The sequence below is a fragment of the Leifsonia sp. Y862 genome, assembly GCF_057669585.1.
The window spans coordinates 16,428-36,615 of sequence record NZ_JBYHFR010000003.1 but is presented as its reverse complement, the minus strand read 5'-3'; the positions used below and the strand labels follow the sequence as shown (position 1 = coordinate 36,615).

The following is a 20,188-nucleotide window of genomic DNA, read 5'->3' as shown; positions in this document are numbered from 1 at the left end:
TCGGCCAGAACGTACACTTGCCGCATGACTTCAGCTGCTCCCGTCACCTTGCCAACTATCGCCTTTCTCGGCGCCGGGTCCATGGCAAGAGCCGTGCTCTCCGGGCTGCGCGCGCCGCACGTCACCGTGGAGGGCGGCATCCGCGCCACGAACCGCACGGCAGCCAAGGCGGCAGAACTCGCTGCGCTCTCCGGCGTCACCGCCATGGCCACCGAGGATGACCCCGCAGCGAACCGCACAGCCGTCGCTGGCGCGCGCATCGTGGTGGTGGCCGTGAAGCCGGCCATGGTCCCAGACCTGCTTGTCGAGATCGCGGACAGCCTCGAGCCGGATGCGCTCGTCATCAGCGTTGCCGCGGGGGTGACCATCGCCACCTTCGAAAGCCGGCTGCCTGAGTCGGTCGCGGTCATCCGCTCGATGCCCAATACGCCGGCCGTCGTCGGCAAAGCAGTGACGGGGCTCTCTGTTGGCACCCGTTCAAGCGACGCTGATCTCGAACTCGCCCGGGCGCTCTTCGACACCGTCGGCGACGTGCTCGTCGTGCCGGAGGTCAAGCTCGATGCGCTCAGCACCATTTCGGGTTCTGGCCCTGCATATGTCTTCTACCTCATCGAACAGCTGACCGCTGCAGCTATCGACAAGGGCTTCACGCCGGAGGAAGCGGCGACCATGGTCAACGGGACATTCCTCGGCGCCAGCATGCTCCTCGCGGCGTCTGACCAGAGCCCCACCGAGCTGCGCAAGCAGGTCACGAGCCCCCATGGCACCACAGAGCGCGCCGTCTGGGAGCTCGAGAAGGCCGGCTTCAAGCACACCTTCGACGTGGCAACGGATGCCGCGCTCGCACGGGCCCGCGAGCTCGCCGCCGGCTAGGACGTGAGAGGGAGAGCTGCCTAGGAGCCGAGCGCCGCGAACCGCTCGATGTCGCCCTCTGTGCCGGAGACGATGATGAGGTCGTGGTTCGAGACCACGGTCTCTGCCGTCGCGTACGTGAACGGCTTGCCCGGGCTCTTCACGCCGACAACCGTCACGTTGTGCTTCGTGCGCACGCCGGACTCTGTGAGGTTCAGGCCGCGGATGGGCTTCGGCGGGTACATCTTCACGAGGGCGAAATCATCGTCGAACTCGATGAAGTCGAGCATGCGGCCGGAGACCAGGTGGGCGACGCGTTCGCCGGCCTCTGCTTCTGGGTAGATCACGTGGTTGGCGCCGATGCGTTCCAGGATCTTGCCGTGCGACTGCGAGATCGCCTTCGCCCAGATTTGTGGCACCTTCAGGTCGACGAGGTTGGCCACGATGAGCACGCTGGCTTCAACGGATGACCCGACGGCGCAGACAGCGATCGAGAAGTCCTGCGCACCAATCTGGCGCAGGGCATCGATCGACTTGGCGTCGGCCTGCACGGCGTGGGTGACCCGCTCAGACCACTTCTGCACGAGGGCTTCGCTGGAGTCGACGACCAGCACTTCGCGGCCCAGGCGGTCGAGCTGCCCCGCGGTCGCCGCGCCGAACCGGCCGAGGCCGATAACGAGTACGGGAGCGTCGTGCTTTATTCGGTCAACCAACGATGGGCCTTTCTTCGGGGCGCTTGAACAGTTGCCTGCTCTGGCTTGCCGCCAGTGCTGCGGCGAGTGTCACTGTACCAACCCGCCCCATGAACATTGTGGCGGCCATGACGTAAACCCCCTCTGGCGGCAGGCTCGCGGTGAGGCCGGTGGAGAGACCACAGGTCGCAAATGCCGAGATCACGTCAAAAAGCACGAAGTCGAACGGTGCCTTGGAGATCTGCAGGATCAGGATGCTGCTGACCGCGACGGTCGTTGCGCCCCACAGCACAACGCTGACGGCCAGACGCAGCATGTCGCCGGGGATCCGGCGGCCGAACGCCTCCATGCTCTCCTTGCCGCGGGCCTCTGCGAATGCGGCGAGGAACAGCACGGCCAGCGTGGTGACCTTGATGCCACCGGCGGTCGACGCCGAGCCGCCACCGATGAACATCAGCATGTCGCTGAGCAACAGGCTGGAGCCATGCAGGTCGGCAATGTCGATGGTCGCGAATCCACCAGATCGTGTCATCACCGACATGAAGAGCGATTGGAAGATCGTGTCTCCGACGCCCAGCGACCCGAAGGTCTTCGGGTTGTCGAACTCAAGCACGATGTAGAGCAGCATCCCGGCGAACATCAGCAGGATGGTCGTGAGCAGCGTCATCTTGACGTGGAGCGACCAGCGGCGGGGCTTCCGCCAACCGCGGGCGAACGCATAGATGACGGGGAATCCGAGGCTGCCGAGGAAGACCCCGAGCATGAGTGCGCCCAGGAACCAGTAGTCGTTGGCGAAGGCACCGAGGCCCTCGACGTTGGGGTTGAAGCCCGTGTTGGTGAACGCCATCGCCGAGTAGAACATGCTGTGCCACACGGCTTCGCCGAGCCCGACACCGTCGATGAGCATGCGGGGGAACAGCAGCAGGGCAACGCCGACCTCGATCACCAATGCACTGACCGCGACGGTGAGGAGCAGGTTGCCGACCTCTCCCAAGCGGATGGCCTGGCCCTCAGCGACGGGTCCGACGTGCAGGCGTGACGGGTTCGAGTCACTGGCGGCCATCAGTTTTGCGCGAAGGCCAAGCCGACGCGAGATGACCATGCCCATGATCGAGGCGAGGGTCAGCACACCGATACCGCCGACATTCACGCCGATGAATACGAGGGCGTTGCCGAACGGAGACCAGTGCGTCGCCATGTCAACGGTGGCGAGGCCTGTCACACAGATCACGGACACGGCGGTGAATACGGCGTCGTGCAGGGCGGTGACCTGGCCCGTGGCCGACGCGATCGGCAGCGAGAACAGCAGGGTGAACAGCAGGATCAACGCGGTGAAGACCAGGATGGCGAACCGCGACGGTGAGGTGCGGACCAGCCCGTCGATCGCGTCGCGAATTCGGCCGAACCAGGTGTTGGAATGTATGTCGGTTCGGGGGCGTATTGCGCTCATGTGCGGTGGATACCCCCATCATTATTTGTGGCCACGGCGACTTGACATGGTACTCCCCATCGGTAATGACTAGCCTTATGCCATGGCAGACATATTTGACGTTGTGGCGGACTCGACGCGGCGTGACATCCTGCACATTCTTCTCGAGCGATATAACCAGGGTGGAGATGCCGGCGGAGAGATCAGTGTCTCCGACATCGTCAGCCAGCTTGGTCTCAGTCAGCCGACGGTTTCCAAGCACCTGAAGGTGCTGCGTGAGGCCGGTCTCGTAGGTGTGCGCGAAGAGGGTCAGCACCGCTTCTACCACCTGGACTATTCGCCGCTCGAAGCGATCGAAGACTGGTTGATCCCGTTCCTCAGCGTTGATTTCGACGCAGAGACCGCGGCCGCACTGTCGGGCACCGACGTCGGACTGAAGGACGAGCAGCGCGCATTCGCAACTGCCATCGGCAAGGCGATCGCCGATACGTCGTACCAGGTGACTCACGTCGTCAAGGACGCAAAGCCTCGCAAGTGGCGCAAAAACGACTAGACGCTAGCCGAGGCCCGCTCTAGAGTTGCCAGCAAGCCCCCACATCACCCTTGGCGGGCTTGTTGGCCTGTCGGCCGGATGAAGCAAGGGACGTCAAGAAAATGCCACGCGACCTGTCTGAAGTGAGATTCCTCACCGTTGCGGAAGTTGCCGACGTCATGCGTGTTTCGAAGATGACGGTGTACCGCCTGGTTCACGCTGGGGAGCTGCCGGCCATCCGTTTTGGGCGCTCTTTTCGGGTGCCGGAATCGGCCGTTGCGAAGGTCATCGACCAGCCAATCTCGTCTGAGGCGTCAAGCGCGTGATTTTTTCCGATAGAATGGGCTTTTCGTGTCAGTCGCGAATCCCGCGACTATTCCAAATCTTGTGAGGTCCGTGTGGGTTCTGTAATTAAGAAGCGACGCAAGCGCATGGCGAAGAAGAAGCACCGCAAGCTGCTTCGTAAAACTCGTCACCAGCGTCGCAACAAGAAGTAGACGGTTAAGTAACCGCCTACTGGCGTAATTAGCGTCAGGCCCCTGTGGTCTGGCGCTTTTTGCTTGCCCGCACGGCGGCCTTGATGCTCGCGGGCTTCAGTCGCATGATCGGCCAGTTTCGAGCAGTGGCATAGCGAAGCAGCGTGGCGTCTGGATTCACGACGACCGGATGCCCGACCAGGTTCAACAACGGAATGTCGTTGTGTGAGTCTGAGTACGCCCAGCAGTCAGCGGGGGAGGCGCCGCTGGCATCCATGACGGCCTGGGCGGCTTCGGCCTTGTGGCTGCCGTGCATGACGTTGCCAACCAGTCGACCGGTGAAGACACCCTCGACCGACTCGAGCACGGTACCGACGGCGCCTGTGCAGCCCAATCGCGCCGCGATGACGTCGGCGATCTCCTGGGCGGTCGCCGTGACCAGCCAGACCTCTCGCCCGGCATCCAAGTGCTCGTGCGCGACGGCGACGGTCTCCGGCCACAACCGCTGCGTGAGCCGGCTGTCGAAGATCTCATGGCTGAGCGAGATGAGTTCGCTCCGATTGTGCCCGACGACCACCTCAAGTGCTCGCTCGCGCACGATGTCGAGATGGGCCCTGTTCTCGCCGACGGCCACAAAGCGCGCCTGCTTCCAGCCGAACGACATGATGTCGCGTGCCGTGATGAACTTGCTTCTCCAGGCGCCGATGCCGACGTGGTACAGGCTCGCTCCACGAAGCAACGTGTTATCAACGTCGAAGAACGCGATCGAGCGGGGCAGAGTTGCGGTAGCCATATGTGCGAACGATTCTAGTTTGAGCGTGTTGCTCGCGGGCGCTTATAGGCTGAACGAATGTCAACAGTTCAGCTCACCCTCATTGGAAAGCCTGGTTGCCACCTCTGCGACGATGCCCGTGAGGTCGTCCAGGATGTCGTGGCAGCCCTGTCCGACGCCCCTGGGGCCCCTCAGCTGGCGCTTGAGGAGCTGTCCATCCTCGATGACGCGCAGCTGCACGAGAAGTATGTCGAGGACATCCCAGTGCTCCTCATCAACGGCAAAGTCCACAACTATTGGCGCATCGATCCAGTGCGCCTCCGCACCGCTCTCCTGGAGGTTCGATGACCATCCGCCACGTTGTCTCCTGGCAACTCGCATCCGCTGACGCCACAGAGAAGGCCGCGCACGCTGCCCGAATCATCGACGAGCTCAGCGGCCTTGTCGGGGTTGTCCCCGAGATTCGCGCGCTGCAGGTCGGAGCGGATGTCGTGGGCGACGGCAACTGGGACGTCGTGCTCATCGCAGACTTCGACGACCTGGCGGCGGTTGCCCGCTACCAGGTGCACCCTGAGCACCAGCGCGCAGGGGCCTTCATCAAATCGGTCGTGGCGGCGCGCTCCTGCGTCGACGTCGAGGTGTAGCGAGCCGGATGGTTTCGAGACGGCCTGCGCTGCCTCCTCAACCAGCGAAACGAAAGAGCCCGTCGAGATTTCTCGACGGGCTCTTTCGTGTAGGTGCTGTTGAGGCTACGGCAGCAGGCGCGTCGGGCCGCGGAAGAGGTACGTGACCTCGCGGATCGACGTCTGGTGCAGCATGAGCATCAGCACGCGGGCGAGGCCCATGCCGAATCCACCGTGCGACGGAGCACCGTAGCGGAAGAAGTCGAGGTAGAAGTCGAGCTCCTCCGGCTCCATCCCCTTGTCCTTCATCTGCTCGATCAGCACGTCAACGCGGTGCTCACGCTGGGCGCCGGTCGAGATCTCAGTGCCGTTGAAGATCAGGTCGTAGCTGTTCGTCAGGCTCTGGTCGCCTTCGTGGCGCATGTGGTAGAACGGGCGGATGCTCGCTGCGTAGTCGGTGAGGAAGACGAACTCGTGTCCGTAGGTCTCCTTGACGTACGCGGCGATCTGGCGCTCGCCCTCAGGGTCCATGTCGTCGTCTTCGCGGGGAACCTCGTAGCCGCGCTCCTTGACGATTTCCTTGGCCTCTGCCAAGGGGATGCGGGGGAACGGGGTGCTCGGAACGGTGACCTCGACGTCGAAGAGCGCCTTGATCTCCTCGCCGTGCTTCTCCTTGACGGCGCTGAAGCCGGCAACCATGAGGTCTTCGTGCAGCTTCATGACGTCTTCGTGGCTGTCGATCCAGCTGATCTCAGAGTCGATGCTGGTGAACTCCGTGGCGTGACGGCTCGTGAACGAGGGGTCTGCGCGGAACGCGGGGCCAACTTCGAAGATCTTGCCGAAGCCGGCGGACTGCGCCATCTGCTTGAAGAACTGCGGGCTCTGCGCGAGGTACGCCTTGGTGTCGAAGTAGTCGACCTCGAACAGCTCTGCGCGAGACTCGCTCGCGGATGCCATGAGCTTCGGGGTGTGGAGCTCGATGAAGTCGTGCTCGATCCAGTACGTGCGGAGCGCGTGCTCGAACGTGGTCTGGATGCGGAAGATGAGGTTCTGCTTCGGGTGGCGCAGGTCGAGGAAGCGCCAGTCAAGTCGCTTGTCGAGGCTGGAGTCGGCGGCGATCGGCGTCTCCGGAATGGCGAGCGAGAGCACCTCGATACCCGAGAGCTTCACCTCGATCCCACCGAGCTTGACGCGCTCGTCGTGCTTCAGCTCACCGGTCACGGTGATGAAGCTGCCCTGCGAGAGGCCGGAGATCGTGGTCGAGAGGTCGTCTGCGACGACCGTGCCCTCGTCATCCGTTGTGCGTGGATTGACCAGCTGTACCGCGCCAGATTCATCGCGCAGTACGACGAACTGCACCTTCTTCTGGTCACGGACGGTGTCAACCCAGCCGGATACCGTAGTGGGTCCGTCAGCCTGAGCGGAAAGGTCTTTGATGAGTACGCGATCAGTCACACATTGAGTTTAGCCGCTCGGTTCTCGGCGAATTCGCGGGATTGCCTTCCGTAGACTGGATGGCGTGGTAGCTAGTCAAGTTCATCTCGTCCGTCACGGAGAGGTGTACAACCCCGATGGCGTCCTTTATGGACGGTTGCCGAGCTTTGGCCTCTCCGGTTTAGGCGCCCAGATGGCGGCAGTCGCTGCCGCTGATCTGGCGGAGCGCGGTCGGCCTGTCAGCCGAATCATCGCCTCCCCGCTGCAGCGTACGCAGGAATCCGCGGCACCCATTGCGGCAGCATTTGACCTGCCCATCGATATTGATCCCCGCATCATTGAGCCGGAGAACCACTTCGAGGGCAAGCGGATGCGCGGCCCTGGCGGCGCCCTGCGCGACGCTCGTAACTGGCCGTCGCTGGTGAACCCGCTGAAGCCCAGCTGGGGCGAACCCTTTGCGTCGATCTCCAAGCGGATGCTCGCCGCTATCGACGATGCCTACAACTCAGTGGACAGCGGTGACGTTGTCCTGGTCAGCCATCAACTTCCCATCTGGATGGTGCATCGCACACTGGCCGGACAGAGCCTTGCCCACGATCCGCGGAAACGGCGCTGTGCGCTGTCGAGCATCACGACGCTGGAGCGACGCGGCGACGGATTTGTCGAAGTCGGGTACGCGAACCCCGCCCTGTCGCTGCAGGGCAAGTCGAAGGATGTTGGTGCGGTATGAAGCGCGCATCTGGGCTGCTGATAGTTGGCGCCGCTGTTGTTGCAGCGTTGCTGGCCGGATGCTCGTCGAGCGACACGCTCGCTGAGCAGTATCGCGAGGGCAGCAACAAGGGCTTCATCGCCGGTGACGGCAGCGTGACCGAGATTCCGATCGAGAGCCGCGGCGAGGTCGTCGACTTCACCGGCACCACCGAGTCTGGCGAGGCGCTCTCGTCTGCGGACTACCTCGGCCAGGTCGTCGTCGTGAACTTCTGGTACGCCAGCTGCGCACCCTGCCGGGCAGAAGCCCCAGCTCTCCAGAAGCTGAACGAGGAGTTCGCCGACAATGGCGCCAGCTTCGTCGGCGTGAATGTGCGCGACCAGGCGGCGAACGCGCTGGCGTTCAACACGGCGTACGGCATCACATATCCGTCTGTCATGGACGTCAACGACGGCAGCGCCCAGCTGGCCTTCAGCGGCAGCATCCCCCCGAACGCCGTGCCGACCACGCTGGTCGTCGACGCGACAGGCCGGGTTGCGGCGCGCATTCTCGGCCAGGTGACCACGCCATCGATTCTCGAAACGCTGATCCGCGACACTGTCGCTGAGGGCAGTTAGTCGTGGGCAATCCCTTCGGCGAGATCGTCTTCAGCGGCCAGCTACTTCTCGCCATCCCCGTCGCTGTCCTGGCCGGCCTGATCTCATTCGCCTCCCCGTGCATCCTGCCGCTTGTCCCCGGCTACCTGGCCTACATCGGCGGATTCACCGATGGTCGGTCGAGCGCAGACAAGGGCGACAAGCGCGGGCGCAACCGACTCGTCCTCGGCGTTGCACTGTTCATCCTCGGCTTCACGCTCGTCTTCGTGCTCACCGGCGTCGTCTTCGGATTCGCCGGGTTCTGGCTCAACCAGTACCGCGACCTCATCACCCGCCTGGCCGGTGTGGTCGTCATCCTGATGGGCCTGGTCTTCGTCGGCCAGTTCGGCTTCGCCCAGCGCACGGTGAAAGCCCAGTGGAAGCCGAAAATGGGCCTGGCAGGCGCCCCCATCCTTGGCGCCGTCTTCGCGGTCGGCTGGACGCCGTGCACCGGCCCAACGCTCACCGCCATTAATTCGCTCAGCCTCACCACAGGATCCCCGTGGCAGGGTGGCTTGCTGGCGCTGTTCTATGCGCTGGGCCTTGGCATCCCATTTGTACTCATTGCTCTCGGCCTAAACTGGGCTACAGGGGCCGTGTCATTTCTGAAGCGGAATATTCGTGTCATCAATCTGCTGGGAGGCGTGCTCCTCATTGCTATCGGTGTGCTCATGGTGAGCGGAATCTGGACAGCCTGGCTGCTCGACCTCCAGGGGGTGATTGGCGGTTTTGTCCCGGCCATCTGATCACATTGACTCCCGGCCGCCTCAGGCCGACTCCGCCATCGCCCAGCCGAAGCTGGGCGTCGTCGGCTGGCTGCGGTGGTTCTGGCGCCAGCTCACGAGCATGCGCACGGCGCTGTTCCTGCTCCTCCTGCTGGCCATTGCCGCGGTTCCCGGCTCGCTCGTTCCGCAGCGCAGCTCAGACCCGAACGGTGTCACGCAGTACTTCACCGACAACCCGGACCTCGCACCTGTTCTCGACAAGATCCAGGCGTTCGACGTCTATTCGTCTGCTTGGTTCTCCTCGATCTACCTCCTGCTGTTCGTGTCGCTCATCGGATGCGTCATCCCGCGAACCATCCACCACTTCAAGGCGTTGCGTGCGAAGCCACCGAAGACGCCGGCGCGCCTGAACCGCCTGGCCGGCTTCACCACCCGTGAGGCTCCTGCCGGTGTTGGCGCAGCCCAGGCCATCGACTCTGCGCGCACACTCCTGAAGTCCCGTCGTTACCGCGTTGCCCTGTTCAACCAGCGCAACGAGTTCTCCGTCTCTGCAGAGCGCGGCTACATGCGGGAGACCGGCAACCTGGTGTTCCACAGCGCGCTCGTCGGCATGCTGATCACCGTCGGCTTCGGCAGCGGTTTCGGATTCAGTGGCCAGCGGGTTCTCGTCGAGGGTCAGACCTTCGTGAACACCGTGAGCGCCTTCGACTCGTTCAACCCTGGGCGCTTCTTCGACGACACCAGCCTCGACCCGTACAAGCTCACACTCAACAGCTTCACGACCACGTACGAGACAGAGAACATCAAGGCATACGGCCAGGCGACCGACTACTCCGCCGGGGTGTCCGTCACCCACCGCGGTGAAGAGACCGAACAGGCCGAGGTCAAGGTCAACGGTCCGCTCCGCACGGGCGGAACCGACGTCTATCTGCTCGGCAATGGCTACGCGCCGACGATCACTGTGCGCGACCCAGCAGGGACGGTGGTCTTCACCGATTCGATTCCGTTCCTGCCGAAGGATGCCAACCTCACCTCTCTCGGTGTCGTGAAGGTGCCGGACGGCCTCGCAGAGCAGGTCGGCATGGTCGGGTTCTTCTACCCGACGCAGGCGACGATGTCCTCTGGTGCCTATTACTCCTCGTACCCAGACCTTGAATACCCGATGCTCACGCTGCGCGTGTATGCGGGTGACCTCGGCCTCGACGACGGCGTGCCGACATCCGTTTATTCACTCGACACCGACTCGATGACCCAGATTGCCGGCGGTACCAGCGGGACGGTGGGGCTCGAGCTCATGCCGGGTCAGACGCAGGAACTCCCGAACGGGCTCGGGTCTGTGACGCTTGAGAACGAGAGTCCGGATGCCGCTGTCGGCGACTTCTCCGGCTCTGTGCTGCGGTTCGCGTCGTTCGACATCCACCACGATCCGACCCAGGGCTGGGTGCTGCTCTTCGCCGTCCTGGTGCTGCTCGGCTTGCTGACCTCGCTCTTCATTCCGCGTCGTCGTGTCTGGGTGAAGGCCATCGAGCAGGAAGATGGCACCCTCCGCCTCGAGTATGCCGGTCTCGCCCGCGGCGAAGACCCCGCGCTCGAAGCTGCGGTGGCCGACCTGGCCGACCGACACATCGACACACTCGCAGACAGCGCGCCCGCTGCCTCGCTCGCCCCCACAGACCAACAGACTTAGGCTTACACCGTGACCCTCAACGAGATTTCCGTTCTCAGCTTGTATTCGGCGATGGCCGTCTATGCGCTGGCGTTCATTGCCTTCGCGATCGACCTGGCGAGGCGCTCGGCTGCCGTGACAGAGGCTGAGGGCGCTGCGGCTGCCCTGGCTGCCGGAACGGCGTCGACGACCGCGGAAGCCGGCTCAGGCGCGACGAAGACGCTCACTCGAATCAGCGCCCGAATCACCAATGATGCCTCGATGCCGTACACCAAGTCACCGAGCCTCCGTGTTGGAGTCTCTCTGACCGTGCTGGCGTTCGTGTTGCACGTCGTGGCAACGATGCTCCGCGGTATTGCGGCCGGCCGCGTGCCGTGGGCAAACATGTACGAGTTCGCCATGACCGGAACCGCCATCATCATGCTGGTGTTCCTCGTTGTGCTGACCCGCGTCGACCTGCGGTTCCTCGGCACATTCATCACCGGGCTCGTTCTGGTGCTGCTCGGCATCGCCGCACTCAACTATTACGTTGACGTTGTCCCGCTCCCACCGGCACTGCAGTCGGTGTGGCTGGTCATTCACGTATTCGTCGCCACGCTCGGCACGGGCTTCTTCGCCCTCGGTTTCGGGTTGTCGGTTGCGCAGCTGCTGCAGTTCCGCCGCGAGAGCCTCGCGGCCGACGCCAAGTCCATGCGTCTGCGCCTGTTGGCGACCCTGCCGTCTTCCCTCACGCTGGAGAACCTGGCGTACCGCGTCAACATCATCGGCTTCATCCTGTGGACGTTCACCCTCATGGCCGGTTCAGTTTGGGCTGAGAAGGCCTGGGGTCGTTACTGGGGCTGGGACACCAAGGAAGTCTGGACCTTCATCATCTGGGTCATCTACGCCGGTTACATCCACGCTCGCGCAACGCGTGGCTGGCGCGGATCGCGTTCTGCCTGGCTGGCCATCATCGGCTTTGCCGCTGTGTTGTTCAACTTCGGCATCGTCAACGTGTTCTTCAAGGGGCTGCACGCCTACTCAGGCCTGTAAACCAATTCAGGCCTGTAAAGCAATTCAGGCTTGTAGACCAGCTCAGCCCGCAGCAACGACGTCGTACGTCCTGGCCAGTCGCTCCAGCCACCATCCGCGCCTGGCGGGGGAGGAGGCGTGGGCGGCAAGCAGGCCGGCATCCGCTACGACGCGTCGCACGGGAATGGCGCCGTCGACCGGGATGAGCGGACGCGTCGTGACGTCGGCGGCCAGGAGTGACGCGGTTCCGAGCCCGCAATCGTAGGAGAGCTCAGGAACCGCGGCGGCCAGGTGGGCGCCCATCGAAATGCCAATGGACGTGTCGAGTGCGCTCGACACCACGACAGGCAAGCCGGTCTGCCTGATGATCGCAAGGGCAGAGCGGATGCCGCCGAGCGGCTGGGCCTTGATCACCAGCAGATCAGCGGCACCGGCCCTGGCCACCGCAAGCGGATCCTCAGCACGGCGCACGCTTTCGTCGGCGGCGATGGGAATGTCGAGATAGGCCGTACGCCGGCGGATCTCAGCCAGCTCTTCGACGCTCGCGCATGGCTGCTCGACGTACTCGAGGTCGAACTCGGCCATGGCGTGGATGGCGCGCTCAGCTTCATCGACGGTCCACGCGCCATTCGCGTCGATTCTGATGAAGCCTTCTGGTCCAAGCACGGTACGTACCTCGCGCACCCTCGCGATGTCTTCCGCCAACGTCTGGCCCGTGTTGGCCACCTTCACCTTTGCGGTGCGGCATCCGGGGAAACGGGCGAGGACGCGAGCGACCAGCTCTGGCCCGACAGCAGGCACCGTCGCATTGACCCTGATGCTCTCGCGGACCGGCGCTGGCGGCGCGTTCCAGCCGAAGTCGATGGCAGCCACGAGCCAGGCGGCGGCCTCCACGTCGTCGTACTCGACGAACGGGGAGAACTCGCTCCAGCCGTACGGGCCCTCAAACACCAGCGCTTCCCTCGTCTCAATGCCGCGAAAGCGTGTGACGAGGGGGAGTGAGACCACCTGCGCCGTCGACATGAGCTCTGCCAGTGTGGGAAGCATGAGTCCAGTCTGGCGCAGAGGGTGCGCCGGCGCATCGTCTGCACCGGTACGCACGCCGTTCAGTCGGTGAGGTAGCGCTGTAGCTTGCTCACGTTCATGAGCCTGAGTGCACGCTTTTGCAACTGGCGGATGCGTTCCTTGGTCACGCCCTCAATGTTCGCGATCTCGTTCAGCGTGAGCGGATCTTCACCGGTGAGCCCGAAACGGGCATTCAGGATGCGATGTTCTCGCTCTGGCAGGCAGTCGAGGAAGTGCTCGATGTCGGCGTGCTGGAGCGTGCCGACCGCGTAGTCTTCCGGCTGCACCGTGTCGTCGTCGATGATGATCTCCGAGATGTCGCCGCTGCCATCGCCGATCGGCGTGTAGAGCGAGATCGGTTCATTGTCGAAGCGCTGCAGGGCCGCAATGTCGCCCGCAGAGAGCTGTGCTGCCGTTGCCAGCTCTTGTTCCGTGGGTTCGCGCTCCAGCTCACCGAGCAACTCACGCCGCATCCGCTTGACCATATTCATCTTCTCGACGGTGTGCACCGGAATCCGGATCATGCGGGACTTGTCTGCCAGGCCGCGGTGGATGCTCTGTCGAATCCACCAGGTTCCGTAGGTGGAGAACTTGTAGCCAGACGCGTAGTCGTACTTCTCAACCGCGCGAATGAGGCCAAGGTTGCCGTCCTGCACGAGATCCATCACCGGAACGCCTCGGCCTGCATAGCGTTTTGCGATGCTGACGACGAGGCGCAGGTTGGACTCGATGAAGCGACGTTTCGCCACATCGCCGGCGTGGGCGAGCCACGCCAGTTCTCGCTGAAGCACCGCGTCGTCCGTGTGCTCCATTTTCTCGCGAGCCAGCACGCCCACCTCGATGTCACGCGCCAGCGTGACTTCTTCCTCGGCGGTCAAGAGCGGGCTCACGCCGATCTTGTGCAGGTAGTCTCCGAAAATATCGGTGGACGAGGTCACTCGCCCCGCCCGGTCGTCATTCGCATAGGCGGCCTCTGCGCGTGCGTCCTGCCGCCTGAAGGCCTCGACCGTTGCGTCTGACAGCAACGGCGACGGTGAGCTCTCGGTTTCTCCGTCGCGCGTTGCATTCTGTTGTGTCACGGCAAAAATTGTCATGAGCCCCCCTCATGTTCCTGGAGCCCGGGTAGCCCCGCACACAAGTACAGCGGCAGCCTCATGTCCCCTCAAGGGGGTTGACTTTCGTGTGGTTTAAAAGCAGTGGTGCAACGGATGCCGGCCGCACGGGCCCCCGCGTAGGCTGGAACCATGACGCCCCATGAATCCGGTACTTCCGACGCCCCAGAGAACCCATCGGGAAACCCGGTTTCGGAGATCTTCGACCAGAGCCAGTGGCGCGAGGCACCCGGATTCGGAGCCATGACGGACATCACGTACCACCACGACCTGTCGGGTCGCGTCGCCCGCGTCGCGTTCAACCGGCCTGAGGTGCGCAATGCATTCCGCCCGCACACCGTCGACGAGCTCTACGCTGCGCTCGAAGACGCCAGGACCAACCCGCGCATCGGTGTCATCCTGCTCACGGGCAACGGCCCGAGCCAGAAGGACGGCGGCTGGGCGTTCTGTTCGGGTGGTGACCAGCGCATCCGTGGGCGTGACGGCTACAAGTATGCCGACGGTGAGTCGGCAACCGGTATCGACGCCGCGCGCGGCGGACGCCTGCACATCCTTGAGGTGCAGCGCCTCATCCGCTTCATGCCCAAGGTCGTCATCGCCGTGATCCCTGGCTGGGCAGCCGGTGGCGGACACTCACTGCACGTGGTGTGCGACCTCAGCATCGCCAGCGAGGAGCACGGCAAGTTCAAGCAGACGGATGCCGACGTCGGGTCGTTCGACGCCGGCTACGGCAGCGCATATTTCGCCCGCCAGATCGGTCAGAAGAATGCCCGCGAGGTCTTCTTCCTCGCCCGCGAATACTCTGCGCAGCGGGCATACGAGATGGGCGCCATCAACGCCGTCGTGCCGCACGCGCAGCTGGAGGAGACAGCGCTGGAGTGGGCGCACGAGATCCTGACCAAGTCGCCCACCGCCATCCGCATGTTGAAATTCGCCTTCAACGCCGTCGACGACGGTCTTGTCGGCCAGCAGGTATTCGCCGGTGAAGCCACGCGCCTGGCCTACGGCACCGATGAGGCCGTCGAGGGTCGCGATGCGTTCCTCGAAAAGCGTGAGCCGGACTGGGCGCCATACCCCTGGCAGTTCTGAGGTTGTGATGCGAGAACTCGTTGGTGTGCCAGGCGACTCTCCCGAAGAGGTCATGGTTGCGCTGCGCCTCGCGCTGGCGGGGGAGGGGCCGGCGATCCTGCCCCTGGCCGGAGGTCTCCCCGAAGAGGGTGACGCCCCCTCGTTCGGCGCTGTCCCGCGCGCTGTTGCTGTCGTGATTGAGACCTCAGGATCGACGGGTGTGCCGAAGCGGGTGATGCTGAGCGTCGACGCCCTGCTCGCGGGCGCTGCCGCCACGAGCGTGGCTCTCGGCGGACCTGGCCAGTGGCTGCTCGCGCTGCCTGCCCACTACGTCGCGGGCATCCAGGTTCTCGTGCGGTCGATCGCTGCCGAAACCATGCCGGTGACGCTTGCGCCCGGCCGGTTCGACCCCGCGGCCTTTGTGGAGGCGGCGGGGCGGCTCACCGATCCGTTGCGCTACACCTCGCTGGTCCCGGTTCAGTTGACCCGCTTGATCGACGCGGCGGAGAATGACGACGACGTCCTGCGGGTGCTGCGCCGCTTCACCGCGATCCTGGTTGGGGGGCAGGCGATTGCGCCAGAGGTCATCGCGCGGGCTGCTGCCCTCGATGTGACTGTTGTGCGCACCTATGGCTCCTCAGAGACGTCGGGCGGATGCGTGTACAACGGCACTCCCATCGGCAACACCAGGGTGCGGGTCGCCAGCGCGCACGGCGGCGAGGACGGCAATGATGACGCCGGCGAGCAGCTGGAGATTGCCGGCGCCGTGCTGGCAGAGGGCTACCTGGGAGACCCCGAACGCACGGCATCCCGTTTCGTGGAGGAGCACGGGGTTCGGTGGTTCCGCACGGGCGACCTCGGCGAGGTGGATGCCGAAACCGGCCTGGTGCGTGTGCTCGGTCGGGCAGACAATGTGATCATCTCCGGCGGGCTGAAGGTGTCGCTCGACGCCGTCGAACGCGTGGTGCGCACGCTGAACGGGTTTGCCGACGCCGTGGTGCTCATGGCGGCCGACCCGGAGTGGGGACAGGTTCCCGTCGTCGTCACCACGGGGAGCCCTCCGCTTGGGTTGGCAGAGGTTCGCGACGCGGTGGCGAAGGCGATCGGTAAGTCCGCCCGCCCTGCACGCATCGTGGTGGTGGCCGAGATACCTCTGCTTGCCTCTGGCAAAGCGGATCGCCAGGGCCTGGCACACACACTGGCCGACTAGGGATCTGTGGCTCACAGCGCTTCGAAGTACCATAAGGGAGTGGCACAGGGAACGCGGCCGTCAGGCCCCAAAATGCAGCGGATGAATCCGGCAGAAGAACTCGGCAAGGCGACACGGGCTGGAAAGCAGCCCGAATCGTCGAAGACGGAGGGCAGGTCCGGGCATCCGGCGCGGAAGAACGGCGCTCAGCCGCCCAAGAAGATGAAGCCTGCCTCATTCGGCGACTGGGTCTCCGGCGCCAGGCTCCGTACGCTTCCGCTGGCCGTCTCACCGGTCATCCTGGGAACGGGAGCGGCCATCGTCGCCAGTGACCCCGGCGTCTACCACCCGGTCAGGGCGGTTCTCGCGCTGGTCGTCGCTCTCTGCCTGCAGATCGGCGTGAACTACGCCAATGACTACTCCGACGGCATCCGCGGGACGGACGTGCACCGCGTCGGACCGGCCAGGCTGACCGGATCCGGTCGCGCGAATCCGCGTGCCGTGCTCAACGTTGCATTGGCGTTCTTCGGGCTCGGTGCCATCGCCGGCCTGGTCCTCGTCATCCTCACCCAGCAATGGTGGTTACTGATCGTCGGAGCGGTGGCCATCGTGTCTGCCTGGTTCTACACGGGCGGCAAGAGGCCATACGGCTACTCGGGGCTCGGTGAGATCTTCGTTTTCGTGTTCTTCGGTCTCGTCGCCACGCTCGGCACCACCTACGTGCAGGTCGGCCGTGTCAACACCGAAAGCTGGCTGGGTGCCATCGGCATCGGGCTCATCGCCTGTGCTGTGCTCATGATCAACAACGTGCGCGACATCGTGCCAGACAAGGCTGCAGGCAAGCGCACCCTCGCGGTGCTGCTGGGCGATAGGGCATCACGCATCGCCTACTGCGTGCTCATCCTCGCGCCGTTCGTGATCGTCGGCTTCTTCACGCTGTTCTACCCAGCGGCCTACCTGACGTTCTTCGTGCTGTTGCTCGCACTACCCGCGTGCCTGATCGCCCTGACGGCGAAGACGTCGCGCGAACTAATCCTTGCGCTTCAGCTCACCAGTTTCGCCGCGCTCGGCTACAGCATCCTGCTCGGCGCGGCTTTCGCCTTCTGATCCGAGCGGTTCTGACGCGGGGGACGTGGCCGTGACGGCCGCGTCCTCTGCTACTTCGTCTGCGCCGTCAGGTTCGCTTGTGCGGTTGCGCAGACGGTACAGGCCGGCAGCGACCTCGTTCCGTGGCTTCCTGAGGAAGATGTACGACAGGCAGAATCCGATGATGGCGGCGAGAACGGTTGCCAGCCACGGCTGAATGGCCAGCATCAGAAAGATCGCCAATGGCACAGCGAACACCAATACCCGGAGTACCGAGTAGAACAACCACGCAGGAACAGCCTTCATGTGGCCAGTTTAGTTTGACCCAGATGGGAGCATGCTCACCGAGCTCACGGGTGACCGGCCTAGACTTGGGCTATGTCCCGCCTGCTGTTCATCGGCGTCATCGTCGTCGTCGTTCTATCCGTCTACACCCTGGTGGATTGCGCGATGCTGGAGCGCGCCAGAATCCGAGGGCTGCCCCGCTGGGCCTGGCTCCTCGTGATCCTCTTCGTGCCCGTCATCGGGCCATTGCTCTGGCTGATTGTCGGCCGTGGGCGTCGTGGGGCCACTGACCGCGGCATTCGCCGATCCATGGCGCCGGATGACGACCCCGAGTTCCTGAGAAGGCTCGGCGACGAGGCGACGCAGCAGGAGCGCATCCGCCGCATGGAGCAGGAACTGGCCGATCTCGATAACCCGGGTGGCGACGACAACGACAAGCCGGGCAAGCACGACGATCGCGGCCCAGGCCACGGCACCCCGGGGAAGACCGACCCCTCAGACGGCGACATGCCTGGCCGACGGGATGCCTGAGCCGGTGCAGAGCGGCGTCGCATCGAGCGGAATCGAATCTAACGGAATCGACTCCAACGGAATCGCATCCAGCGGCAGCCCGGCGACAGACTTCAGTATCGCGCTCCTCGGCGAGTTCATCCGGCTGGGTGTGAGCGACATTGTGGTGTCCCCAGGGTCGCGCTCGCAGGCGCTGGCCTTGGCCAGTGCAGAGTACGAACGGATCGGTGCCGTGCGCATGCACGTGCGCACCGACGAGAGAAGCGCCGGATTCCTGGCCATTGGCCTCGCCGTCGACAGCGGATTTCCCGCCCTGGTGATCACCACATCCGGCACCGCCGTGGCGAACCTGCACCCCGCCGTCCTTGAGGCGCACCATTCACGCGTGCCGATGATTCTCCTGACGGCCGACCGGCCAGCAGAGCTTCGCGGCATCCGGTCGAACCAGACCACCGTCCAGCCCGGTATCTACGGCAGTGCGACAAGGCTGTCGCTCGACGTCCCAGCGCCGACGGGAGCAGCAGACGAGACCGGAGAGGCACTGCGGCTGGCCGCCCTGGCGCTCGGCACCGCGCTGGGTGCAGGATCAGGTTCTGCGGCCACAGCAGGCCCTGCAGGGCCCGTGCAGCTCAATCTCGCGTTCAGGGAGCCACTGTCCGCTCCGGTTGAACTCGACGCCGATGCTATCGCAGTACCAGCCTCCGAACCCCACCCAGCGCCCGAGCTCTCCCCGACGACAGAGTCAGAGTCTGTGATCGTCGTCGAACCGGGAAAGCGCACCGTCGTCGTTGCCGGCGCGTCAGCTGGCCCGGCGGCCGAAAGCGTGGCCAGGGCTGGAGGGTGGCCGCTCCTGGCCGAAGTCTCCAGTGGCGCCCGGTTCGGACCCAACCTCGTCATCGCTTATCGCGAACTCCTCGATGAGCCGGAGTGGGGCGGTGCCATCGAGCGCGTCATCGTTTTCGGCCACCCAACCCTCAGCCGCCAGGTTCCCGCGCTCATCCAGCGCGACGGCATTGAGACGATCGTCGTGTCTGCGTCCGGCGCAGAGCGATACAACCCCGGCCACAGCGTCGATCGCTTCGCCGACCGCATTGTCGTCAGCGAGGCGTCGGTGGCGGATGCCGACACTCGCGACGGCCGCGCATGGGTCGGTCGTTGGGTCGCTGCCAGCCGGCACCTGCGTGACGCGATCGACGAAGCGGAGAACGCGGTACCCGACGTGGCTGCGGCGTCATCGCCCGACTACCGGGTGCGTGGCGGCTTCGCCAAGTCCGAACTGGCCGCACTGCGAGCCCCTGTAACCCGCGGCATCCTGGTCGACGCGCTGTGGCGGGCGACCTGGCCGCACGACAGGCTCGTTTTCGGCGCCTCCAGGCTCATCCGCGTCGCTGACCAGCGCGTGCCAGGCAAGAAGATCTCCGTGCACGCCAACCGGGGGCTCGCCGGAATCGACGGCACGATTGCGACGGCCATGGGCATCGCCATTGCCAGCCAATCGGGTGACATCCCGCGATCGTCGGGCACGACGCGTGTGCTGCTCGGAGATCTCACCCTGTTGCACGACGTCGGTTCGCTCCTGCAGGTGCCGGGTGAGCCTCAGCCTCGCGTGCAGGTCATCGTGGGCAACGACGGCGGCGGAACGATCTTCGATGGTCTTGAGGTGGCCGCATCCGCTCCCCAGAGCGCTGTCGATCGGGTGCTGTTCACGCCGCACCAGGTTGACATTGCCGCCCTCGCGGCGGCGTATGGCTGGGAGTACACCCGCGCGACGAACCGGAGCGAACTGGAGCGGGCACTGACCTCGCCGGTGGCAGGGCCGTCGATCCTAGAAGTACCGCTGCCGCGCTAGCTGTTCGCTGATTGAGGAGCGCCCGAGGAACGAGGACGCGTCTCGAAATCTCCGCGTTACCGGTCGCGGCGAAGGGGTCTCGAGCGGATGTCGGAGGAGCGTTGAATCCGCTTCCATTTACCCAATAGACGGCCGCGAACGGCCTCCTCGGCCAACGGGGTACACGACAGCGCTAGCGACGCGACCGAAACTGACCGGTTTCAGCCGGCGCGGCAATCCTTCTTCACGACGCGCACCGTCGACGCCGGGCTCCCGACGAGCTTCTCGAGTGCGCGGGGTGGCCGCTGTGTGAGCACGCCGCCACAGTTCGGGCAGCGCCGGCCGGCGAACGTGTCGACACAGTCTGCGCACCAGGTGCACTCGAACGAGCAAATGAAGACGCTGTCGTCTGTCGGCGCGAGGTCGCGATCGCAGCACTCGCAGTTGGGTCGGATCTCTAGCACGTGCTGATCATATCCAGGCCTGCGC

At 64.5% G+C, this 20,188-nt stretch carries 24 protein-coding genes; 16 read left to right on the top strand and 8 right to left on the bottom strand.

Going from position 1 to position 20,188, the window contains the following annotated elements:
• Nucleotides 1-24 precede the first annotated feature (24 nt).
• Nucleotides 25-873, top strand: a complete 849-nt coding sequence (gene proC / locus AC25Z0_RS14490; protein WP_488133664.1) for a pyrroline-5-carboxylate reductase — start codon at nt 25-27, stop codon at nt 871-873.
• Between the two features lie 20 nt (nt 874-893).
• Here the strand turns inward: proC and AC25Z0_RS14485 are convergent, their stop codons facing one another.
• The gene (locus tag AC25Z0_RS14485; RefSeq protein ID WP_488121512.1) at nt 894-1,565 is read right to left on the bottom strand and encodes a potassium channel family protein; all 672 of its coding nucleotides are present in this window, start codon (nt 1,563-1,565) and stop codon (nt 894-896) included.
• On the bottom strand, nt 1,558-2,994 hold the full coding sequence (locus AC25Z0_RS14480; RefSeq protein WP_488121511.1) for a TrkH family potassium uptake protein: 1,437 nt from the start codon (nt 2,992-2,994) through the stop codon (nt 1,558-1,560). The genes AC25Z0_RS14485 and AC25Z0_RS14480 overlap by 8 nt, the downstream gene beginning before the upstream one ends.
• A gap of 82 nt (nt 2,995-3,076) precedes the next feature.
• Here AC25Z0_RS14480 and AC25Z0_RS14475 point away from each other — a divergent pair, with 82 nt between their 5' ends.
• From AC25Z0_RS14475 to AC25Z0_RS14465, 3 genes are all read left to right on the top strand, one after another.
• The gene (locus tag AC25Z0_RS14475) at nt 3,077-3,526 is read left to right on the top strand and encodes an ArsR/SmtB family transcription factor (protein ID WP_488121510.1); all 450 of its coding nucleotides are present in this window, start codon (nt 3,077-3,079) and stop codon (nt 3,524-3,526) included.
• Nucleotides 3,527-3,627: 101 nt separating this feature from the next.
• Entirely contained in the window at nt 3,628-3,831 is a 204-nt protein-coding gene (locus AC25Z0_RS14470; RefSeq protein WP_488121509.1) for a helix-turn-helix domain-containing protein, read from the top strand.
• A gap of 72 nt (nt 3,832-3,903) precedes the next feature.
• A complete protein-coding gene (locus tag AC25Z0_RS14465) occupies nt 3,904-4,002 on the top strand; it encodes a 30S ribosomal protein bS22 (protein ID WP_003792170.1) in 99 nt (32 codons plus the stop codon).
• Between the two features lie 34 nt (nt 4,003-4,036).
• On the opposite strand, the gene AC25Z0_RS14460 is transcribed toward AC25Z0_RS14465, so the two are convergent.
• The gene (locus tag AC25Z0_RS14460) at nt 4,037-4,774 is read right to left on the bottom strand and encodes an HAD family hydrolase (RefSeq protein ID WP_488121508.1); all 738 of its coding nucleotides are present in this window, start codon (nt 4,772-4,774) and stop codon (nt 4,037-4,039) included.
• Nucleotides 4,775-4,831: 57 nt separating this feature from the next.
• Here AC25Z0_RS14460 and AC25Z0_RS14455 point away from each other — a divergent pair, with 57 nt between their 5' ends.
• Both AC25Z0_RS14455 and AC25Z0_RS14450 read left to right on the top strand, forming a co-directional pair.
• Complete coding sequence (locus tag AC25Z0_RS14455) at nt 4,832-5,101, top strand: glutaredoxin family protein (protein WP_488121507.1); 270 nt, start codon at nt 4,832-4,834, stop codon at nt 5,099-5,101.
• Nucleotides 5,098-5,397, top strand: a complete 300-nt coding sequence (locus AC25Z0_RS14450) for a Dabb family protein (RefSeq protein WP_488133663.1) — start codon at nt 5,098-5,100, stop codon at nt 5,395-5,397. The genes AC25Z0_RS14455 and AC25Z0_RS14450 overlap by 4 nt, the downstream gene beginning before the upstream one ends.
• Before the next feature lie 105 nt (nt 5,398-5,502).
• Here AC25Z0_RS14450 and aspS read toward each other — a convergent pair whose 3' ends face one another.
• Nucleotides 5,503-6,831 (bottom strand): aspartate--tRNA(Asn) ligase, encoded by a 1,329-nt coding sequence (gene aspS / locus AC25Z0_RS14445; protein WP_488121505.1) that lies wholly within the window; start codon nt 6,829-6,831, stop codon nt 5,503-5,505.
• A gap of 64 nt (nt 6,832-6,895) precedes the next feature.
• Here aspS and AC25Z0_RS14440 point away from each other — a divergent pair, with 64 nt between their 5' ends.
• Genes AC25Z0_RS14440 through ccsB form a run of 5 tightly spaced genes read left to right on the top strand, consistent with a single transcriptional unit; the run spans nt 6,896 to nt 11,577 of the window.
• Complete coding sequence (locus tag AC25Z0_RS14440) at nt 6,896-7,540, top strand: histidine phosphatase family protein (RefSeq protein WP_488133662.1); 645 nt, start codon at nt 6,896-6,898, stop codon at nt 7,538-7,540.
• The gene (locus AC25Z0_RS14435; protein ID WP_488133661.1) at nt 7,537-8,136 is read left to right on the top strand and encodes a TlpA family protein disulfide reductase; all 600 of its coding nucleotides are present in this window, start codon (nt 7,537-7,539) and stop codon (nt 8,134-8,136) included. Before AC25Z0_RS14440 ends, AC25Z0_RS14435 begins: the two co-directional genes overlap by 4 nt.
• A 2-nt stretch (nt 8,137-8,138) precedes the next feature.
• Nucleotides 8,139-8,900, top strand: a complete 762-nt coding sequence (locus tag AC25Z0_RS14430; protein WP_488133660.1) for a cytochrome c biogenesis CcdA family protein — start codon at nt 8,139-8,141, stop codon at nt 8,898-8,900.
• Nucleotides 8,884-10,566: a cytochrome c biogenesis protein ResB gene (resB, locus tag AC25Z0_RS14425; RefSeq protein ID WP_488133918.1), complete on the top strand. Its 1,683-nt coding sequence runs from the start codon at nt 8,884-8,886 to the stop codon at nt 10,564-10,566. The genes AC25Z0_RS14430 and resB overlap by 17 nt, the downstream gene beginning before the upstream one ends.
• Before the next feature lie 51 nt (nt 10,567-10,617).
• A complete protein-coding gene (ccsB, locus tag AC25Z0_RS14420; RefSeq protein ID WP_488133917.1) occupies nt 10,618-11,577 on the top strand; it encodes a c-type cytochrome biogenesis protein CcsB in 960 nt (319 codons plus the stop codon).
• A 42-nt stretch (nt 11,578-11,619) separates the two neighbouring features.
• On the opposite strand, the gene AC25Z0_RS14415 is transcribed toward ccsB, so the two are convergent.
• On the bottom strand, nt 11,620-12,603 hold the full coding sequence (locus tag AC25Z0_RS14415) for an o-succinylbenzoate synthase (protein ID WP_488133659.1): 984 nt from the start codon (nt 12,601-12,603) through the stop codon (nt 11,620-11,622).
• A 59-nt stretch (nt 12,604-12,662) separates the two neighbouring features.
• Nucleotides 12,663-13,700, bottom strand: a complete 1,038-nt coding sequence (locus AC25Z0_RS14410; RefSeq protein ID WP_488133658.1) for a sigma-70 family RNA polymerase sigma factor — start codon at nt 13,698-13,700, stop codon at nt 12,663-12,665.
• A gap of 165 nt (nt 13,701-13,865) precedes the next feature.
• On the opposite strand from AC25Z0_RS14410, the gene AC25Z0_RS14405 reads away from it, so the two are divergent.
• The 3 genes from AC25Z0_RS14405 (at nt 13,866) to AC25Z0_RS14395 (ending at nt 17,097) form a co-directional block, all read left to right on the top strand.
• Nucleotides 13,866-14,822, top strand: coding sequence for a 1,4-dihydroxy-2-naphthoyl-CoA synthase (locus tag AC25Z0_RS14405; protein ID WP_488121498.1), 957 nt, complete (start codon nt 13,866-13,868; stop codon nt 14,820-14,822).
• Nucleotides 14,823-14,829: 7 nt separating this feature from the next.
• Nucleotides 14,830-16,011: an AMP-binding protein gene (locus AC25Z0_RS14400; protein WP_488133657.1), complete on the top strand. Its 1,182-nt coding sequence runs from the start codon at nt 14,830-14,832 to the stop codon at nt 16,009-16,011.
• Between the two features lie 81 nt (nt 16,012-16,092).
• A complete protein-coding gene (locus AC25Z0_RS14395) occupies nt 16,093-17,097 on the top strand; it encodes a 1,4-dihydroxy-2-naphthoate polyprenyltransferase (protein ID WP_488121496.1) in 1,005 nt (334 codons plus the stop codon).
• On the opposite strand, the gene AC25Z0_RS14390 is transcribed toward AC25Z0_RS14395, so the two are convergent.
• The gene (locus AC25Z0_RS14390) at nt 17,020-17,382 is read right to left on the bottom strand and encodes a DUF4229 domain-containing protein (protein ID WP_488133656.1); all 363 of its coding nucleotides are present in this window, start codon (nt 17,380-17,382) and stop codon (nt 17,020-17,022) included. The two genes, AC25Z0_RS14395 and AC25Z0_RS14390, sit on opposite strands and share 78 nt — an antisense overlap.
• 72 nt (nt 17,383-17,454) lie before the next feature.
• Between AC25Z0_RS14390 and AC25Z0_RS14385 the strand changes: the two genes are divergently transcribed.
• Both AC25Z0_RS14385 and menD read left to right on the top strand, forming a co-directional pair.
• Nucleotides 17,455-17,892, top strand: a complete 438-nt coding sequence (locus AC25Z0_RS14385; protein WP_488133655.1) for a PLD nuclease N-terminal domain-containing protein — start codon at nt 17,455-17,457, stop codon at nt 17,890-17,892.
• Nucleotides 17,885-19,720: a 2-succinyl-5-enolpyruvyl-6-hydroxy-3-cyclohexene-1-carboxylic-acid synthase gene (gene menD / locus AC25Z0_RS14380; protein WP_488133654.1), complete on the top strand. Its 1,836-nt coding sequence runs from the start codon at nt 17,885-17,887 to the stop codon at nt 19,718-19,720. The genes AC25Z0_RS14385 and menD overlap by 8 nt, the downstream gene beginning before the upstream one ends.
• 200 nt (nt 19,721-19,920) lie before the next feature.
• Here the strand turns inward: menD and AC25Z0_RS14375 are convergent, their stop codons facing one another.
• Nucleotides 19,921-20,163 carry a DUF1272 domain-containing protein gene (locus AC25Z0_RS14375; protein ID WP_488133653.1) on the bottom strand — a complete coding sequence of 81 codons (243 nt, stop codon included), beginning with the start codon at nt 20,161-20,163 and terminating at the stop codon, nt 19,921-19,923.
• Between the last annotated feature and the right edge of the window lie 25 nt (nt 20,164-20,188).

What these genes read in the sequence shown, in the direction of transcription:
- proC (WP_488133664.1), top strand. Translation starts at nt 25, where the DNA reads ATGACTTCAGCTGCTCCCGTCACCTTGCCAACTATCGCCTTTCTCGGC.
- AC25Z0_RS14480 (WP_488121511.1), bottom strand. Translation starts at nt 2,994, where the DNA reads ATGAGCGCAATACGCCCCCGAACCGACATACATTCCAACACCTGGTTC.
- AC25Z0_RS14475 (WP_488121510.1), top strand. Translation starts at nt 3,077, where the DNA reads ATGGCAGACATATTTGACGTTGTGGCGGACTCGACGCGGCGTGACATC.
- AC25Z0_RS14470 (WP_488121509.1), top strand. Translation starts at nt 3,628, where the DNA reads ATGCCACGCGACCTGTCTGAAGTGAGATTCCTCACCGTTGCGGAAGTT.
- AC25Z0_RS14460 (WP_488121508.1), bottom strand. Translation starts at nt 4,774, where the DNA reads ATGGCTACCGCAACTCTGCCCCGCTCGATCGCGTTCTTCGACGTTGAT.
- AC25Z0_RS14455 (WP_488121507.1), top strand. Translation starts at nt 4,832, where the DNA reads ATGTCAACAGTTCAGCTCACCCTCATTGGAAAGCCTGGTTGCCACCTC.
- AC25Z0_RS14450 (WP_488133663.1), top strand. Translation starts at nt 5,098, where the DNA reads ATGACCATCCGCCACGTTGTCTCCTGGCAACTCGCATCCGCTGACGCC.
- AC25Z0_RS14435 (WP_488133661.1), top strand. Translation starts at nt 7,537, where the DNA reads ATGAAGCGCGCATCTGGGCTGCTGATAGTTGGCGCCGCTGTTGTTGCA.
- ccsB (WP_488133917.1), top strand. Translation starts at nt 10,618, where the DNA reads ATGGCCGTCTATGCGCTGGCGTTCATTGCCTTCGCGATCGACCTGGCG.
- AC25Z0_RS14415 (WP_488133659.1), bottom strand. Translation starts at nt 12,603, where the DNA reads ATGCTTCCCACACTGGCAGAGCTCATGTCGACGGCGCAGGTGGTCTCA.
- AC25Z0_RS14405 (WP_488121498.1), top strand. Translation starts at nt 13,866, where the DNA reads ATGACGCCCCATGAATCCGGTACTTCCGACGCCCCAGAGAACCCATCG.
- AC25Z0_RS14400 (WP_488133657.1), top strand. Translation starts at nt 14,830, where the DNA reads ATGCGAGAACTCGTTGGTGTGCCAGGCGACTCTCCCGAAGAGGTCATG.
- AC25Z0_RS14395 (WP_488121496.1), top strand. Translation starts at nt 16,093, where the DNA reads ATGAATCCGGCAGAAGAACTCGGCAAGGCGACACGGGCTGGAAAGCAG.
- AC25Z0_RS14390 (WP_488133656.1), bottom strand. Translation starts at nt 17,382, where the DNA reads ATGAAGGCTGTTCCTGCGTGGTTGTTCTACTCGGTACTCCGGGTATTG.
- AC25Z0_RS14385 (WP_488133655.1), top strand. Translation starts at nt 17,455, where the DNA reads ATGTCCCGCCTGCTGTTCATCGGCGTCATCGTCGTCGTCGTTCTATCC.
- menD (WP_488133654.1), top strand. Translation starts at nt 17,885, where the DNA reads ATGCCTGAGCCGGTGCAGAGCGGCGTCGCATCGAGCGGAATCGAATCT.